Origin of the sequence: Kineosporia rhizophila, from assembly GCF_021277265.1 — a bacterium.
Lineage (GTDB): Bacteria > Actinomycetota > Actinomycetes > Actinomycetales > Kineosporiaceae > Kineosporia > Kineosporia rhizophila.
This window is the reverse complement of sequence record NZ_JAJSOH010000014.1, coordinates 55945-70786: the sequence shown is the minus strand read 5'-3', so window position 1 is coordinate 70786 and position 14842 is coordinate 55945. Positions and strand designations below refer to the sequence as shown.

16 protein-coding genes are annotated in these 14842 nt (G+C 61.3%); 8 read left to right on the top strand and 8 right to left on the bottom strand.

Translation table 11 applies throughout. The features are described from left to right. Positions 1-20: 20 nt before the first annotated feature. Positions 21-479: a hypothetical protein gene (locus LWF15_RS19965; protein WP_232812381.1), complete on the bottom strand. Its 459-nt coding sequence runs from the start codon at positions 477-479 to the stop codon at positions 21-23. Between the two features lie 116 nt (positions 480-595). Here LWF15_RS19965 and LWF15_RS19960 point away from each other — a divergent pair, with 116 nt between their 5' ends. Beyond that, positions 596-1315 carry a hypothetical protein gene (locus LWF15_RS19960; RefSeq protein WP_232812380.1) on the top strand — a complete coding sequence of 240 codons (720 nt, stop codon included), beginning with the start codon at positions 596-598 and terminating at the stop codon, positions 1313-1315. A gap of 275 nt (positions 1316-1590) precedes the next feature. After that, positions 1591-1965 carry a hypothetical protein gene (locus LWF15_RS19955; RefSeq protein ID WP_232812379.1) on the top strand — a complete coding sequence of 125 codons (375 nt, stop codon included), beginning with the start codon at positions 1591-1593 and terminating at the stop codon, positions 1963-1965. Positions 1966-2203: 238 nt separating this feature from the next. On the opposite strand, the gene LWF15_RS19950 is transcribed toward LWF15_RS19955, so the two are convergent. Both LWF15_RS19950 and LWF15_RS19945 read right to left on the bottom strand, forming a co-directional pair. After that, positions 2204-2908 carry an HNH endonuclease family protein gene (locus tag LWF15_RS19950; protein ID WP_232812378.1) on the bottom strand — a complete coding sequence of 235 codons (705 nt, stop codon included), beginning with the start codon at positions 2906-2908 and terminating at the stop codon, positions 2204-2206. A gap of 193 nt (positions 2909-3101) precedes the next feature. Then, positions 3102-3470 (bottom strand): hypothetical protein, encoded by a 369-nt coding sequence (locus tag LWF15_RS19945; RefSeq protein WP_232812377.1) that lies wholly within the window; start codon positions 3468-3470, stop codon positions 3102-3104. Positions 3471-3679: 209 nt separating this feature from the next. On the opposite strand from LWF15_RS19945, the gene LWF15_RS38175 reads away from it, so the two are divergent. The 4 genes from LWF15_RS38175 to LWF15_RS19930 are packed head-to-tail and all read left to right on the top strand — an operon-like array spanning position 3680 to position 7914. Further along, the gene (locus LWF15_RS38175) at positions 3680-3973 is read left to right on the top strand and encodes a hypothetical protein (RefSeq protein WP_408623613.1); all 294 of its coding nucleotides are present in this window, start codon (positions 3680-3682) and stop codon (positions 3971-3973) included. After that, positions 3966-4574, top strand: a complete 609-nt coding sequence (locus LWF15_RS19940; protein WP_232812376.1) for a DUF6879 family protein — start codon at positions 3966-3968, stop codon at positions 4572-4574. Before LWF15_RS38175 ends, LWF15_RS19940 begins: the two co-directional genes overlap by 8 nt. Then, positions 4574-6964: an ATP-binding protein gene (locus tag LWF15_RS19935; protein ID WP_232812375.1), complete on the top strand. Its 2391-nt coding sequence runs from the start codon at positions 4574-4576 to the stop codon at positions 6962-6964. Before LWF15_RS19940 ends, LWF15_RS19935 begins: the two co-directional genes overlap by 1 nt. Continuing rightward, positions 6961-7914 carry a GNAT family N-acetyltransferase gene (locus LWF15_RS19930; RefSeq protein WP_232812374.1) on the top strand — a complete coding sequence of 318 codons (954 nt, stop codon included), beginning with the start codon at positions 6961-6963 and terminating at the stop codon, positions 7912-7914. Before LWF15_RS19935 ends, LWF15_RS19930 begins: the two co-directional genes overlap by 4 nt. 55 nt (positions 7915-7969) lie before the next feature. On the opposite strand, the gene LWF15_RS19925 is transcribed toward LWF15_RS19930, so the two are convergent. Then, positions 7970-8302: a hypothetical protein gene (locus LWF15_RS19925; protein WP_232812373.1), complete on the bottom strand. Its 333-nt coding sequence runs from the start codon at positions 8300-8302 to the stop codon at positions 7970-7972. 325 nt (positions 8303-8627) lie between these two features. Here LWF15_RS19925 and LWF15_RS19920 point away from each other — a divergent pair, with 325 nt between their 5' ends. Both LWF15_RS19920 and LWF15_RS19915 read left to right on the top strand, forming a co-directional pair. Then, complete coding sequence (locus LWF15_RS19920; RefSeq protein ID WP_232812372.1) at positions 8628-9476, top strand: helix-turn-helix domain-containing protein; 849 nt, start codon at positions 8628-8630, stop codon at positions 9474-9476. Next, complete coding sequence (locus LWF15_RS19915; protein WP_232812371.1) at positions 9473-9685, top strand: DUF397 domain-containing protein; 213 nt, start codon at positions 9473-9475, stop codon at positions 9683-9685. Before LWF15_RS19920 ends, LWF15_RS19915 begins: the two co-directional genes overlap by 4 nt. Before the next feature lie 504 nt (positions 9686-10189). Here the strand turns inward: LWF15_RS19915 and LWF15_RS19910 are convergent. From LWF15_RS19910 to LWF15_RS19895, 4 genes are all read right to left on the bottom strand, one after another. Continuing rightward, positions 10190-11311, bottom strand: a complete 1122-nt coding sequence (locus LWF15_RS19910; protein ID WP_269810526.1) for an acyltransferase family protein — start codon at positions 11309-11311, stop codon at positions 10190-10192. Positions 11312-11441: 130 nt separating this feature from the next. Next, the gene (locus tag LWF15_RS19905; RefSeq protein ID WP_232812369.1) at positions 11442-12674 is read right to left on the bottom strand and encodes a glycosyltransferase family 4 protein; all 1233 of its coding nucleotides are present in this window, start codon (positions 12672-12674) and stop codon (positions 11442-11444) included. Continuing rightward, positions 12658-13869 carry a hypothetical protein gene (locus tag LWF15_RS19900; protein WP_232812368.1) on the bottom strand — a complete coding sequence of 404 codons (1212 nt, stop codon included), beginning with the start codon at positions 13867-13869 and terminating at the stop codon, positions 12658-12660. Before LWF15_RS19900 ends, LWF15_RS19905 begins: the two co-directional genes overlap by 17 nt. A gap of 65 nt (positions 13870-13934) precedes the next feature. Next, complete coding sequence (locus tag LWF15_RS19895; RefSeq protein WP_232812367.1) at positions 13935-14771, bottom strand: glycosyltransferase; 837 nt, start codon at positions 14769-14771, stop codon at positions 13935-13937. Positions 14772-14842 lie beyond the last annotated feature (71 nt).

Sequence of the window (14842 nt, the reverse complement as noted above, 5' to 3'; positions counted from 1 at the left end):
GCCCACTGTTCCTCACCGGTTCACTGCGCATGATCCTCGTACCAACCCGTACAGAGCACGCGCCGCCCGCTACCCCAGCTGTAGTCCATACAGGCCCGCATCTCGTAGCCGATATTGGGCATCTCGTTGGACTTCCAACCGACGAATGGGCCGCACTGGAACCAGCTGGAGGCCCGAGGGGAACGCCGATCGACCCAGGCCCGATCACCGCCGACATACCTCCAACTGCGCCAGTCCCATCGCCCCCGGTAATACCCTCTCGTGATACTGGAGTGACTTTCGTCGAAGACGCGCCCGCTCTGCAGGGTGACGGTTCGGTTGTCGCGGCTCGCGTCCCGGGCCGCCCAGTAGGAGTCGAAGCCGTTGGCGGAGCTACCACAACGCGTGGTTGCTGCTTGTGCCGTCACAGCAGTCGAACCCGTCGAGGCGGCAGCAATCATGAGTACTGCGGCGATCCTGGCCATGCTCTGCTTCTTCACTGCTCCCCCTAGTTTTTGTGAAAACCAATGCCATGCATAATTTTCCCTACTCCGTCGGAGTACAACCCATGACCTCTGAGGGTCCGGCGACTCGCGCCCAGTGAGGGAGTTTCATGATGGTCGTTGTTCTGAAGGTCGCCGACGTTCCGAAGACGTGGCGGTCCGAGTGGAAGCTTCTGCCGGGCGACCGTCTCACTTTTGGACGCCCCACGCCGGACTCACCGGTCGACATCCCGGTCAGCAATCGTCACGACGTCTCGAGAGACCTCGGGATCATCTCGACCGCTGGGGACCACTGGACGATCAGCAATCACACCGACCGCTGGGTCAGCGTTGTCTCCGTAGACGAGGGCGGCGCGTTCGCCCGCATCCCGCCGGGGCGTCTGGACGCACCCGTGCCATTCGAAATCTCGCGGCTCATGTGGCCTTGCAAGGGCGGTGAGATCGTGCTTTTCGAGGCATTTTCGATGGACGCCGGCTTTCGCGACCAGGTCACGCGGAACCCCTCGAACACTGTGGCCTTCAACTGGAGCAAGGAGTCCAAGCACTTCCTCGTGCTCACGGCGCTGTGCGAACCGCAGCTGCGCAACGAGGACTGCGTCGAGGTGCCGGGCATCGACGCTCTGGTGGCGCGACTTCAGGGCTCGGTCCGCTACAGCGACGCGACCGTGAGCTCGGTGAACGCCCAGATCGAGTACCTGGCGGTCAAGTGCGGCAAGGACCCCAACGCCGGCGAGCGGGTCAAGTTCGACGGCCAGAAGCGGCTCAAGATCGTCAAGTACGCAATGCGATTCGGCGTTGTGCAGTGGGATGACCTGCGCCTGCTCGACGCTTGACCGCCTACCTCAGACCTCTTGTTAACCGATCGGTGGCCGACTCCGTCACCTTGAAGTCACGGCACCAACCGATCAACGAGAGGGCTACAGTGAAACTCGGAATGCAAGGCTTGGCAGGGCGTTTCCCACGCATGCGGGGTATTTCCGCAGTGCTCCTGGCCGTGGCTCTGGCCGGAGGGCTGGGGGTGTCGAGTTCAGCTCAGGCTGCGCCGGCCCGGGTCGCCGCCGGCTACTCGGCAAGCTGCCACAGACAACCGACAACAACCTGGCGTGGCGTGCGCATGTTCCTGATCTCGCCGGACTTCTATCTTCATGAAGGCCAGGCCTGCCAGATCGGCAAGGCTTCTTTGCGCATGCAGCGAGACGGGAACCTGGTCATCTACGACGAGAACAACCGGCCGCGCTGGGCTTCCAAGACCAAGGTACCCTGGCTTGCGCGAAGCAATCACCTGCGTTTCCAGCCTGACGGTAATCTCGTGGTGTACGCCTTCCACTACGGCGCGGGAGCCATCTACCACCAGCCGTTGTGGGCCTCGAACACGCGGCAACGCCCGAACCCGGGCTTCCGCCTGGCCGTTCAGGCTGACGGTAACGTCGTCATCTACGACCGCAACTGGCGCGTGAAATGGGCGGCGGGCACGCACCACTGAGGTGCCCTCAGCTCAGGGCTCGCACGAACGGCGCACCCTCCCGTCGGAGGGTGCGCCGTTCGCAGTTGGTGCTTGAGGTCATGACTTCTTCGCCACGACGGTGAACTTCGCCGCCGACCCGGCGTGCTCAGTTGGCAGGTACGACACTGCACGCTTGCAGAGCGCACGAAGCCGCCGAAGCCTGGTGAGCGAGACGCAGCCGCTGCTGAACAGACCGAGCTGGCCAGCTGCAGATTAACTACTTAACCCGGGCCGGAGCCTTCATCTTCATGCGCCCACAATCTCCGGACAGGAGCTTCGCCAGCTTGCGCTTCTCGCCGGTGTCGACACTCAGGCCCCACCGGTACTTGATCGCCACCCACTGCCGGGCGTACGTGCACTGGTTCTTGTCCGGCATCCACTCGGCGGGATCCTGGTCGACCTTCTCTTGGTTGACGCTGCGAGTGACCGGCTTGAGCGTCCAGCCGTAGCCCAGGTCGTTGGCGTAGCTGAGACGCTTGGCCTTCTTCCACTTCGAGGCGCCGGACTTCCAGGCCTCGCTGAGGGCCACCACGTGGTCGATTTCCAGCTTCCGGGCATCGGTCCAGGTGCGGCCGTCGTACGGGGACGTCCAGCGCCCGGTCAGCACCGCGCACTGGCTGGCGGAGTAGAAGGTGACCTTGACCTTGGAGTCGCGCTGCAACACCTCGGACCGGGTGTTCTGACAGTCGTCGTTCACGTCGAGCCAGTCCTCGCCGAACTTGTCCCGCTTGTAGCCGCCCCGGTGCACGGCCCGCACCTTGAGCTTGCCCAGCAACGCCTTGCCGGTGGTCGTGCGAGCGGCCGCGCTGGTCACTTCCGGAGACTTGCTGCTGGCCTGGCTGGCCTGGGCCGAACTCATGCCGATCGTCGAGGACGCGAGGACGGCCGCCAGTGCGAGGACGAGGGAAGCGGGACGACGCACGTGAGGGCCTTTCAGACGCTGGGTGGCACCGAGCGGTGCACGCCTCATGATGGCTGAGCCGAGCCTGCGCCGGAAGCGGTCCGGACACATCGCTACTGGCCCGGCGGACATCCGTCTCGTCGGGGGTGGGCCGCCGGTACGTCTCAGGGGTGAGTCAGGCCCTGGCACTACGGCGAGGCGAAGAGGCCCAAGATCAGAACGAGATCCCGCCTGAGATGTCACGGGCCTGAACCACATGACCTGAGACAGTGCCGTCCACTGTGTTCGTGACGCTGTCCTGGGAAACACGCAGTGGGGCTGTATTCTGCCACCAAGAGTGCAGCGCCGCTGCAAAAGACGGATCCTGCGCGGCCCAGGTGTTCAGGTGGTCGACGAGCGACGGAAGTTCCGCACCTTCGGGCAGAGCCACCTCGGTGCTTGCCCCGTCTTCTGCGGCAGGTCGTTTACCTCGAATGAGCTGCCCCAGCGCCTGCCAGGCTTGCCTACCGGCTTCTCCGAGGGCTCCATTGGCCAATCCCTGCAGCAGTGGCAAAGCCTGCTCCGGGTTCAGGACCTCCAGCATGCGCCCACCTCCTGGCCAGTAGCCTCCTGCGTCCAGGCTGAGGTTACCTCGACGCTCGCCAGGGCCGAAGGGTTGCTGAACAGTCATCTGCGGCAGTTACCTGGGAATCTCAAGCAAGCACCAGCTCGCTGCATCGTGATGGACCTTTCCCCGGACCGGCCGTTAACCTTGTCCCGGCACTCGCCTACTGACGCGCCCGGGGGTTCATCGTGGAAAACGTGTGGCGGCCAGACCCAGATGCCTCATTCTCCCGCCGACTGGGAATCGCTCCGACCGATCCGGGTAGCGGCCGAGGACCAGGCGAAACAGGCAGCGGTGGTGAAGGCGGTTGCCCGGATCTCTGGGAACTGGACAACGGCGATGTGGTGGTCATCGGTCGCGATCTGACCGACCACTACGCTGCGCGTCTGCCGGACGGCGTGAGTGTAGGCGCGGGCGAGCGGCTGGTCGTGATTCCCAGGGGGATGGCCAGGGCAGCGAAGGCGGACATCCCGGATGCTTGATCTGTCCAAAATAACTGCGGGCGAAAGACTTCTGGGAGACGCCTACTGGTCCGACTTCGACGATCATTTCTGGCGTATCGGCACTGAGGGCTTCTGGAAGCTTGAGCGCCTACAGCATTTTCAGGAGCCTGGCGACGACAGCTGGGTTGCGTTCTCCCGCGGGAACTGGCAGGAGGCCATGGCCCTGCTCGACCAGCGGCGTGAAGCGCTGACTCAGCACTACAGCAAGATGCGCGCCCACGGTTTCGAGACCTGGCGTATTCGCGTCGTACAGGAACCGCTGAGCGACTACATGCGCTGGGAGCTGCAACTGCTGCGTCTGCGCCATGAACTGGGCGGTCACACCAGGGTCATCGATGCAGGCGACCTTGCCGAGTACGAGACGGGCCAGGTGCTTCCCGAGTTGGTCACCTTGGGTGACGACGTGATGTACGAACTGCTCTACAACGACGACGGCCTTCAGGAGGGCGGGATCCGCTACTCCCAGCCGGACCAGGTCGCATCGGCGCGTGATCTCATCCAGGAGCTTTACAGCATGGGCGAAGACATTGCGCAGTACGCGGCCCGTCACCCAGCCCTGGCGGCCCGTCGGCAGCCCTGATGACGCGTCCGCCCGATCAGCCCCATCATGGGGAAAGTGCTGCACACCTCTCCGGCTCGGCCCACGACGTGGTGCAGGCCCGCAATGTTCATGGCGGCATCCATTTCCACGCAGAGCGAGAATCACAGCGAACGGTCCCTCGGCAGCTGCCGGGTGACGTCGCTGGATTCGTCAACCGCACGAGCGAAGTACGTGTGCTGGACGCGGTCCTACGGCAAGAGCTCAGCAGTTCGTCCACCAGCGGGCTCTATGTGATCACGGGCACCGCAGGGGTCGGAAAAACTTCCTTGGCTTTGCACTGGGCTCACAGCGTTCGCAGTCATTTTCCCGACGGCCAGCTCTACGTGAACCTGCGCGGGTACGACCCGGGCCAGCCGGTCACCGCAGAACAGGCGCTCGAGAATTTCCTGAGAGCGCTATCTGTTCCTCCTGCCAGCATTCCGGTCCATCTCGAAGATCGCGCGGCTCTGTTCCGCACAACGCTGGCAGAACGGCGTGTACTGATCGTCCTGGACAACGCGGCTACTGTCGGGCAGGTACGCCCTCTACTACCGGGCAATACTCAGTGCCTGGTCCTGGTCACCAGCCGCCATCGATTCTCGGGCCTGGTTGCCCGCGACGGGGCGCAACGGCTGGCTCTGGACGTCCTCGCAGAACACGATGCCGTCCGTCTTCTCCGGGTCGTCACCTCGGGGTACCGAACGCCCGACAGCGAGCAGGCTCTGGCCGAGTTGGCCGGCCTGTGTGCCCGCCTGCCATTGGCTCTACGGATCGCCGCCGAGCGGGCAGCCAGCCGGCCCATGATGCCTTTGGACGAGCTGATCGCCGACCTGCGTGACGACTCGGGCCTCTGGGACGCACTGACCGCCGAATCGGACGAGGAATCCGACGCCGTACGCACGGTCTTCGCATGGTCCTATCGGGGCCTTTCCGAGGCAGCGGCAAGACTCTTCCGCCTGTTGGGTCTGCACCCGGGACCGGACTTCTCCGCAGCGGCTGCATCCGCACTCGCAGCGATCAGTCTGTCGCAGGCCCGGCAACTTCTCGACGTTCTCACCGGATCCCACGTCCTTGAGCAACCGACCCACGGTCGGTTCCAGTTCCACGATCTCCTGCGTATCTACGCAGCTCAGCAGGCCATTCACTACGAGGACGAGGAGGCCAGGGATGACGCTGTGGCGCGAGTGCTGAACTATTACCAGTTCACCTTGGCGCACGTCGTCACGGTTCTCGCCCCGTTCGACCGGCCGGTCGTCCTGCCAGAGCCTCCGGCCGATCTGGTCCGCGAAACACCGGCAGACCGCGACGCGGCGACGCAGTGGTTCGAGCGGGAGAAGACCAACCTGGTCGCCGTCGTGCGCGCAGCAGCAGCCAGCGGCCACCACGACGTGGCCTGGCGTACCGCAGCACTGCTGCGCAGCGTCTATGTGACCCGAAATCCTTTCCAGGACTGGATTGCTACCGCAACCATCGGCCTGACCTCGGCCGTGACCCTGCAGGACCGGAACGCCCAGGCTGAGATGCACGACAGCCTGGGCAAGGCGTATCTGCAATCGCATCGGCTGGAAAAGGCGGAACTGCACCACCGTCAGGCGCTCGACCTGCGCCGCCAGATCGGCGACTCCTACGGTGAGGGGGTCGCAGCCAACGCCCTGGGGCTGCTGGCATGGCGCCGCCGCAGCCTTTCCGAGGCAAGCAGGTGGTTCGACGACGCGCGAGAAATTTTCCGAGGTCTGAACGATCGTCGGCGCGAGTCTCTGCAGTTGGCAAATCTAGGGATGGCGCTGCAGGACCGAGGCGACCTGGAAGCGGCGGCCGAGCACCTTACCGAAGCGGTGCGGATCAGCCGCGAAGTGCAAGACCGCCCCTACGAGGGCAATGCACTGTTTTTCCTGGCCATGACGCAGCGGGAACTCGGTCAGACGGAAACAGCTCTGGGCACCGTTCAGCAGGCTCTCGACATCGCCCACGAGGACGGACTCGTCGCCTGGGGAGCCTTCTGGCAGCTCGAAATGGCCCGCATTCAAGTCGCACTCGGCGATCCCGGGCAGGCCTTGGTGGTGGCCCAGCAGTCAGCGGTCATACAGCGGCAGATCGGTGACCGCACCCGAGAGGCAGCAGCGTACGTCTGCGCCGGGGAGGCGTACTCCGCCCTGGAGCGGCCACAGGATGCCAGCAAGTTTCTCCGTATGGCGATCGCCCTCTATCGCGAGAGCCAGGACCGATGGGCCTTGGCCGGCGCCCTCGTTCACCTCGCCCGCGAGCGGGTTGCTGACGGGCAACAGGTGGAAGCCCGTACGCACATCAATGATGCCGTGGAACTGCTGGACAATTTCCATGATCCGCGCGCCCTGAACCTGCGCGCGGAAGCGCATGCTCTCATCCGATGATCGATAACCCGCTCAGCACAAGAGTGATCGACGTGACTGAACTGACCGAGCTGGTAAGCGCCCACAACGACCGAATGCAGCACATCGACGCCCGAACAGCGTCTGGGCAGAAGCCGTCGCAGCAGCACACGCTCTACGTGCAGGATGAGTCTGGCAATCACGCGGTTGGGACATACAAACAGCTCCACTTCGGGGCCGACTCCTACGAAGCCATCTGGGGTGCCCTACATCGCTACATCCTCGACGTGCGCGTTGCCGGGCCAGCTCCGGCCAGGGTGTTCGGCGAAGTTGTCGAGCAACTCCTGAGTGACATCCAGCCGATCCCAAGCTCAGATCACGACGTGGCTCTCCTGCTTACGTGGCCCAGCCGGGACATCATGTGCGCCGCGCCGCTGCTGCGGCTCGGATTCGCTCCCGTGACCTCCCTGGTCATGCGGACAGCGCTTGCGGGCCGGCGAGACGACCAGGCGACCCGGCACCGGGTGCGACCCGCTGGCCTGGACGACGTGGACTGGCTGACCGACCGGGCCGAGCGCTTGCATCAGTTCGAGGTACAGCTGGGAGCTCTGCCTGACCGAGCGAATCTGCGCACTCATCTACTGGCTGAGCTGACCCTAGTACTGGGCAGCGAGACAGACTTCGTCTTGGTCGCGGAAAGCGCCAGCCGGCCGGTTGGCTTCATACATGGGCAGTTGCCGCACAATGCCTGGATCGAGAGCCAGACATCCGTAGGACCGTCGGGGTACCTCTCGCGGCTTTACGTCGACCCTGAGGCCCGAGGCCAGTCGGTGGGGCGCAGTTTGATCGCGGCGGCACATGACGTACTGAACAAGAACGCCATCCGGGCCGCAATGCTGCACCACACCGTGCACAATCCACTAGCCGGGCCACTGTGGGCGGAGGCGGGCTATCGCCCGATGCTGACCACCTGGAGACGAACACCGCAGTGAGGTTTCCGGCCAACATGCGGGCAGACGGCAAGGATCTCGTTCGGAGCCTGATCAATCATGTTGTGGCCACCAGGCGGGGCCTCTGAACCGTCCCGGGCAGTCGCTCCGCCCGAGACACCGCTTCTCCCAGGCGTTCGGCCATCTCCGCAGCCTGGGCAACCGTCATCTCGAACGTGCCGCCCAACGTGATCCGAGGCGGGCTGACGCGGATACCGATGGGCTCGGTGAGCAGGTCAAAGTCGACTCGCTGGGCGATGCGCACGCTCACCGTCTCCCCAGTGACAGCAACGATGCCGACGATGCGCTCGTGATCGATCGCTTCCTCGTCCACCACAGATGTCGTCACCCACGGATGATCTTCCGGATGCTGCACCTCGCGCATGCTCATACCCCCGTGCTTTCGTGTTCGTCGGACTTAGGACGGAGTCGGTGCCCTGAATCGGCTGGGCACCGACTCCGCCCATTGCGGCCGGCTGTTCCCCGTCTGAAACCATCCGACCTTCCAGCCGCCCACCGCGCGGGCGGGAGGGATTCGCAGCGCGGTGGGCGGGTCTGGAAACCGGCGTTTGGACGCCGGACTCACCGAGGTGAGTGGCTCCAGCATCAGTGGCTGGTTCCGTCCAGAACAACTCGGCAATCCGTCTGGGGCCGACTGCCGTGGACACGAAGTCCTACTCGAAATGTCCTCCCCTATGCGCCATTACAATGGGTGTATGACCCAAAGGGCGAGCGCTGCTACCCAGCGCAGATCAGTGGGACGGCAGCTGAAGGCTGCAAGGGAGCTTCACTACGCTGACCGCCGCAACAAAGAGATGCCTGTCGCCGACGCAGCCGCCGCCCTGCGCGTCAATCCCCGTACGATCCGCCGTCTGGAGAACGGCGAAGTCAAACCGAACTACACCCTCGTAGAGAGCGCTTGCCGCCTGTACGGCATCCCACCCGAGTCCGCAGCGCGCATCCTCGAGATGGTCGACCAGGCCGATGAGGACGAGTGGCACGAGAAGTACCGCCAAGACATCGCTCCCTGGCTGGTGCAGCTCCTCGACCTAGAGGCCGTCGCCGACCGGATCCACATCGTCGAATCACTTGTCCCGGGGGTCTGCCAGACGCCGGCGTACGCCGCTGCCCTGGCCTCCAAGAACCCCAAGCACGTGGACGATCCGGACTACGCGCGCAGGGTCGCCGAGATCCGCGGGCGTCGAGCGCAGAACGTGTTCGGTCGCCGGACGAACGAGGTGTTCATCATCCTCGACGAGGCCGCACTACTGCGTCAGATCGGCGGGGCAAAGACCATGGCCGAGCAGGTCGCTCATCTGCGCGCCATCGACAGTCACCCCAACGTCAGGATCCGGGTGCTGCCGTTCGACGAAGGAGCCACTGCCGCCCATAAGGGAAGTTTCACGATTCTGGAGTTCGACAACGTGAAAGAGCCAGACCTCGCCTACGTCGAGACGTATCTTGCCGGGCAGTACTCAGTGAAACCGACCGTCCTCGACGAGCTGAGGGGCCGATATGCGAGTCTGATGGCTCAGGCGATCGACCTCAAGGAGTACGAGCGATGAGCACCGACGGCATCACCTGGCTCAAGGCCACCAAGTCCGCTGACTCCGGCAACTGCGTCGAGCTGGGCGTCGAAGCTGGCCAGGCCAGCGTGGTCTACCTGCGCGACAGCAAGAACAAGCAGGGCCCGGTCCTGGCCCTGGGCCGTTCCGGCCTGGCCGCCTTCGTCCAGGGCGCCAAGCTGGGCGAGTACGACGACTTGGGCCGCTGAGGTCCAGCGACTAGCCCCCGGGAGGGTCTCCTACCCGGGGGCCAACGACGCCCTCCAGCGAACGCACACCTTGCCATCCACTATTGTCCATCTTGTTGCAGGGACGTGGGCCCATTTGATCAGGACGCCGATTTCCACTCGTCCAGGGCCGCACGGAAAGCATCGATGTGCGGGCCCTCTATACTCGATAGCCGTTCCTGAGCGGCCAACGCCCGCTCCAGCAGGGCGATTGCGTCACCCAAACGCCCTGCCGGCCGTTAAGAGCTGGCCAGATCCGCCTGGGTGTTCAACGCGTGCAGGTGCTCAAGTCCCAGCAACCGCTCCCGATCAGCCACCCGCGCTCCAGCCCGGAGAGTGCTTCGTCTATATGCCCACCTGCCCGTCTGAGCCGGCCACATTGGCCGGCCCGATCTGACTGTGCGGGGGCAGCGTCCGCATCTGCGGGCAACTCACCTAGACCGAGAACAGCGAGCAAACGTGCCCCCAGGACCGATCGGCCGGGAATCAGGTCCGATGACGCGACTCGCTCAAACTCTGCCCCTCGGACCTCAAATCGATTTCTAGTCCGACTGGTCCATGCTGAGGCTGACGCCAACTGAGAATACGACGCTCGTACAGATACCAAGAAGCTGCGGCCACGGGAACAGCGGCTAGCGTGGCCGCGATGCGCTCCCAACCAACAAACCCTTCGCCTCCTGGAGCCAGGCCAAGCAAGGGGGCATGCCACAGATAGAGACCATATGAAATAGTGCCGAACCACATCAGTACCGGGTTGGTCAAGACCCAAATATGTTGACCGTAGACAATCAACACAAGCGAAAGAAGCGCGATTGGTACCGCAAGAATAAAGCTCCCCCCATACGGAGGGAGGTCAAACAGATGCGTGACCGCTAGCGGCGCTACTATCATCACGGCTAGAGCAATCCAAGCAATGGTGTTACGCGCGCCTCGATGAGAGGCCCGGATGTCATATCCAGTTCGATTCAGGCGTAACGCAAGCCAGCAGCCCAGCAATAGGAGCCCTGCGTTTGAGTCAAACGTATCGTGGGCCCACTTCGGAGAAATAATGAAAGCCGCGAGGAGACGCCACGCTAACGCAACGACCGTTGCCAGCAATACTATTCGTTCGCGCGCGAGAGGCGACCGCTGCCGACTGGCAAGACCCATTAATGCAACGGGCCAAACGAGGTAGAACTGCTCCTCGACGGCCAAGGACCAAGTCTGATATAAGACAGTATCGAAGTCCATGAAAAAGACGGCGTAATTCATACAGTAGGTCACAGCGACCAACAAGCCGGTCGAGACTCCAGTAAGAGCAGGATCGTCAACTACCCAATACAAGAATGGCACAAGAGCTACGACAAGAAGTAGCGCTGGCACTAACCGCAAAGTACGACGCAGATAAAACTGTCGGAAATCGATCGAACCCCGAGATAGATCCCTGATCAACAACGTCGTGATCAGGTAGCCAGACAACACGAAAAACACTGTAACGCCTGTTCCTCCGAGCTCCCCTGCCAAGGTTCCACTGGCGTGACAAGCGAGCACCATCAGAACGGCCATTCCCCGAAGCCCATCTAGATGGCGGATCCGACGAGAACCTTGTTGTCTCTGCTCTAACGACATGCAGAGAATCATGCAGGTCGGGATAGTGCTTTGTACTGCACTGCCCTCAGCATCAACGAATCGTTCCAGCCGCACCTCGGGCAATCGGTGGAATAATCACGAGTAACACACGTGAGCGTTGGCCAGTTTCTCAACGCTGCAGTTCGCGAACCAGGTCATAGACGTCCCGCAATCTATCGCCATAGGATGTTTCGCGGTACTGCTCGAGCACAAGGGCATTCCGCGTTGCCAGTTGCTGAACCAACTTCTTGTCCTCGCTCAGCTGTCTTAGCTTTCCCGCCATCAAGGACCAATCACCGGATCCGGATACTTGCCAATCATCTTTTGGAAGCAGCGACCCGGATTCCACCGTGGTCAGGACCGCGCAGTTTGAACTCATGGCCTCCGCTACAACCCTGGCGCTGCCCTCAGCCCTTGATGGAAACAGAAAGACGTCAGCATCCCGCATCCTGCGCGAAAGCTCGCTCCGCGGTCTAACGCCTAGCACCTGAACGTTACCCATCTTCTCTAGGCCTCCGACGACGGAGGCGAGCTGCACGTCAACCAGTCCGACAAGCTCAAAAAGAATTTCTGAGGACGAGGCCTTAATAATTTTCTCTAGATCATGCAAACCTTTTCGCTCATTCAAAGTACCCGCAAATAGCACACGGAGCTTTGCTCCTGCCGAGCTTCCGCGCGCAAGCTCCTTGGGTGTGACGAAATTGTCTTCGGGTAACGTGTAGACGACCGATACTCGTTCAGTGCTCTCACCCACCCTTGCAAAGGTGTCACGCACGAAATGACTGTTGACTACAACATGGTCAGCAAGATCAATGTCTCCCATGACTTGCTCCCAGAACGGGCCGAGTTGATCCTTGGCTGCGACCTCGGTCATACCATTTCCACGCGCCAAGGAACTAAGCACCTGTGGATGGGCAATCGAGTGGTCGCAGAGCAAGAACATTCCTTTCGAACGAGCGACCTCCAGAGCAGCCTTGCCGCTGTAACCGGCCCGGTAGTGGAACACATCACAAGGCCGACCATGAGCGCGAAGCACTCCCACTAGGCGTCGTTGATAGGCGCGAAGCACATTAGCCGAGATACTTTCGTAGGCCGGCCGGAGCCAAGGTCGCCTCATGGCTTGGCCCGCCAACTGATTAAAAACATCAGGTACGGAGCTTGTGCTGACCAACTGATCGGGCAAACTTGCCCCCCTCCCGGCCAGCCGTTGGAGGCGTGCTGCCGGCAGCTTGGCAACGTTTCCCCAGAGAGGACCCTTCGGATAAGCTCCGGTAACGAAGATTCGTAAAGCGTTTGACTCAAACGCCGCTTCAGCAGCCTGCCTTAGGTGAAAGTGCCCAAGCCCATTAGAAATAATGATCATTTTTCTCCTCCCCTTCCGCCCTAGCGGCGGATATACCTATTACGACTATGGCCATGGCTGCAAGCATGCGGGAAGTAGAACCAAAAGGTGAGAAAAAGACGTTCCACGAGGTCAAGCCGGCGAGCAGGACGCAAAGAGGCATAGAGCCCCTCCTCGAACGCACCACGGTCTGCAAATTCCTGGCCAAATGTTTCATGATGCCTAGCCAAAAGACGAGTCCTGCTAAGCCAAACATGACCCACGCACCGAAGATATACGAATGTGTGGGGAGGTCAACGCCCGGATGCGGACTCCGCAGGGCCAGGGATCGGTATCCGAGATCCAGCATCGAATCACGCGCCGACTGCGACAGATCATCAGTTAGCTCGGGCTTATAGCCATAGCCAATTAGCGGATCGTGAATCAAAGCAGCTGATGTGTAGAACACCTCGGGTCGTCCCCCGGCTAGAACACCAAGGTCCCCCTCTGACTGGGTGTTGTACTTCCATTGCATTTCTATCCCCAGTTGACCCGAGTTGGCCAAGTGCGCGTACACCATATAGCCGCTAACAGCGACGATGAGGAGTGCCGGGGTAAGGACGGTCTTGGCATAGGCCCTCAGGGTCACCGATTCGGCCCCGTACATAAGTACAACCAAGGCGGCGGCTATACAGATGCCCCCGGTGCTTCGCGCGTTCAAAATCATACTGATGAAGCCGACGCCAGCTAGTGCCAAAGACGCCATCCACATGCGAGAGGCTTTCCAGCAAAGTGTGGCAACCAGCAACATGGCGGGCAGGGCGAACGCGAACTTCCAGGGGTCACCAAGCATATACGCATTTGGCTGGACGACAAAGGACAAAGGAACTGAACAGATAAACCCATAGACCAACTGACGAGCTTTACGCTCATCGTCTCGAAGTAAGATCACCAATCCTGAAACATTGATCAGGAAAAAGGCGTAAAGCAGAAATCCCTTTGCCGCAGGTAGAAGCTCAGGTGACCTGAATAGCTGAACGACAATGATTGCGTAAAGAATCATTGGCGACCACTTCGGAATGTACTTTACGAAGGCAGCTCTTCGCGTTCCTCGTCCGTCCTTGCGCCTGCGAATCATTTCATTTATTATGATGCCACTTAAAATCAACTCCACTACATAGACCTCCCCCAACACATCGAAGTGCAGAAAAGCAATTAGCCCCAAGAGGAAGGGCAACCTCGATTCCCTGGACCTATCCGCGCTTGGGGGTTTCCTTACCGAGGGGTCGGTCGCCAAGTCCGTCATGCCGGCAGCCTTCCCAGAAATTTCTCGGTTAAGATACTCATCGAACGAATCGGATGCGCAAGCCGCCGACGCGCCTCCAGCATTATGGGGGAAGGGCCTGACCGGAGATTTCCTGTTAGGTACTGGTCACGCATACGTGCTAACTCGCGCTGCGCCTTGGCTCGCGTCGACGAGTCGGACGTTATCGTGCCGCCATACACCCGAAATTCGCCCCAGGTACGGTTAAGGACATGCATAGAAGCCCCAGACATGCCTGCGGCTAAGACAAACTCTCCATCCCACGAAACCTTATTCGACACATTGAAGCCACCCGCCTGCTCAAATACTCGCTGGCGAAAAAAGGTGGCCTGTTGAACGGTAACTGCTTTTCCTGAGACGTACGCCCAAGGATCGAAAGCATCAGAGTAGACGCGGCGCATCACGTGACCCCATGCGTCGATCTGGACGCCGTGGCCCATAACCATGTCCACTGATGGATGACTCTTGAGATACCCCACGGCCTCCGAAAAGGCACCAGGAATCACTCTGTCGTCAGCGTTCAGATAGTAGCTATATGGGCACCGTAGCTTGGAAAAACCTTTGTTGAGTCCATCGCTAGGACCATCATCTGGCTCCAGCAGGACTTCGATTCGGCGATCGTCAGCGATGAACGGCATTTCATACAACGCTCGCGAACCGTCAGCGGAACCTGGATCCACAATTTGCAGCCGCCAGTCCGTAAACGATTGTGCCAGTATACTTTCCACCGCATCCCGCAGGAAGCGTCCCTGGTTCCAGTTGAGCATGACAATGCCCAAAGTGGGTACGTGGGTGGGATCGCTCTTAGGAAGCATTGCTTCTCCCGCTCTCAAGTACGACGACCTCGAGCCAGGCCTCGCAAGTCGGCAACAATGTATGAGATTTA

Bases quoted from the DNA above. Each gene is read 5' to 3' on its own strand.
- LWF15_RS19960 (WP_232812380.1), top strand. From the start codon at position 596: ATGGTCGTTGTTCTGAAGGTCGCCGACGTTCCGAAGACGTGGCGGTCC.
- LWF15_RS19945 (WP_232812377.1), bottom strand. From the start codon at position 3,470: ATGCTGGAGGTCCTGAACCCGGAGCAGGCTTTGCCACTGCTGCAGGGA.
- LWF15_RS19940 (WP_232812376.1), top strand. From the start codon at position 3,966: ATGCTTGATCTGTCCAAAATAACTGCGGGCGAAAGACTTCTGGGAGAC.
- LWF15_RS19935 (WP_232812375.1), top strand. From the start codon at position 4,574: ATGACGCGTCCGCCCGATCAGCCCCATCATGGGGAAAGTGCTGCACAC.
- LWF15_RS19930 (WP_232812374.1), top strand. From the start codon at position 6,961: ATGATCGATAACCCGCTCAGCACAAGAGTGATCGACGTGACTGAACTG.
- LWF15_RS19925 (WP_232812373.1), bottom strand. From the start codon at position 8,302: ATGAGCATGCGCGAGGTGCAGCATCCGGAAGATCATCCGTGGGTGACG.
- LWF15_RS19920 (WP_232812372.1), top strand. From the start codon at position 8,628: ATGACCCAAAGGGCGAGCGCTGCTACCCAGCGCAGATCAGTGGGACGG.
- LWF15_RS19915 (WP_232812371.1), top strand. From the start codon at position 9,473: ATGAGCACCGACGGCATCACCTGGCTCAAGGCCACCAAGTCCGCTGAC.
- LWF15_RS19910 (WP_269810526.1), bottom strand. From the start codon at position 11,311: ATGTCGTTAGAGCAGAGACAACAAGGTTCTCGTCGGATCCGCCATCTA.
- LWF15_RS19905 (WP_232812369.1), bottom strand. From the start codon at position 12,674: ATGATCATTATTTCTAATGGGCTTGGGCACTTTCACCTAAGGCAGGCT.
- LWF15_RS19895 (WP_232812367.1), bottom strand. From the start codon at position 14,771: ATGCTTCCTAAGAGCGATCCCACCCACGTACCCACTTTGGGCATTGTC.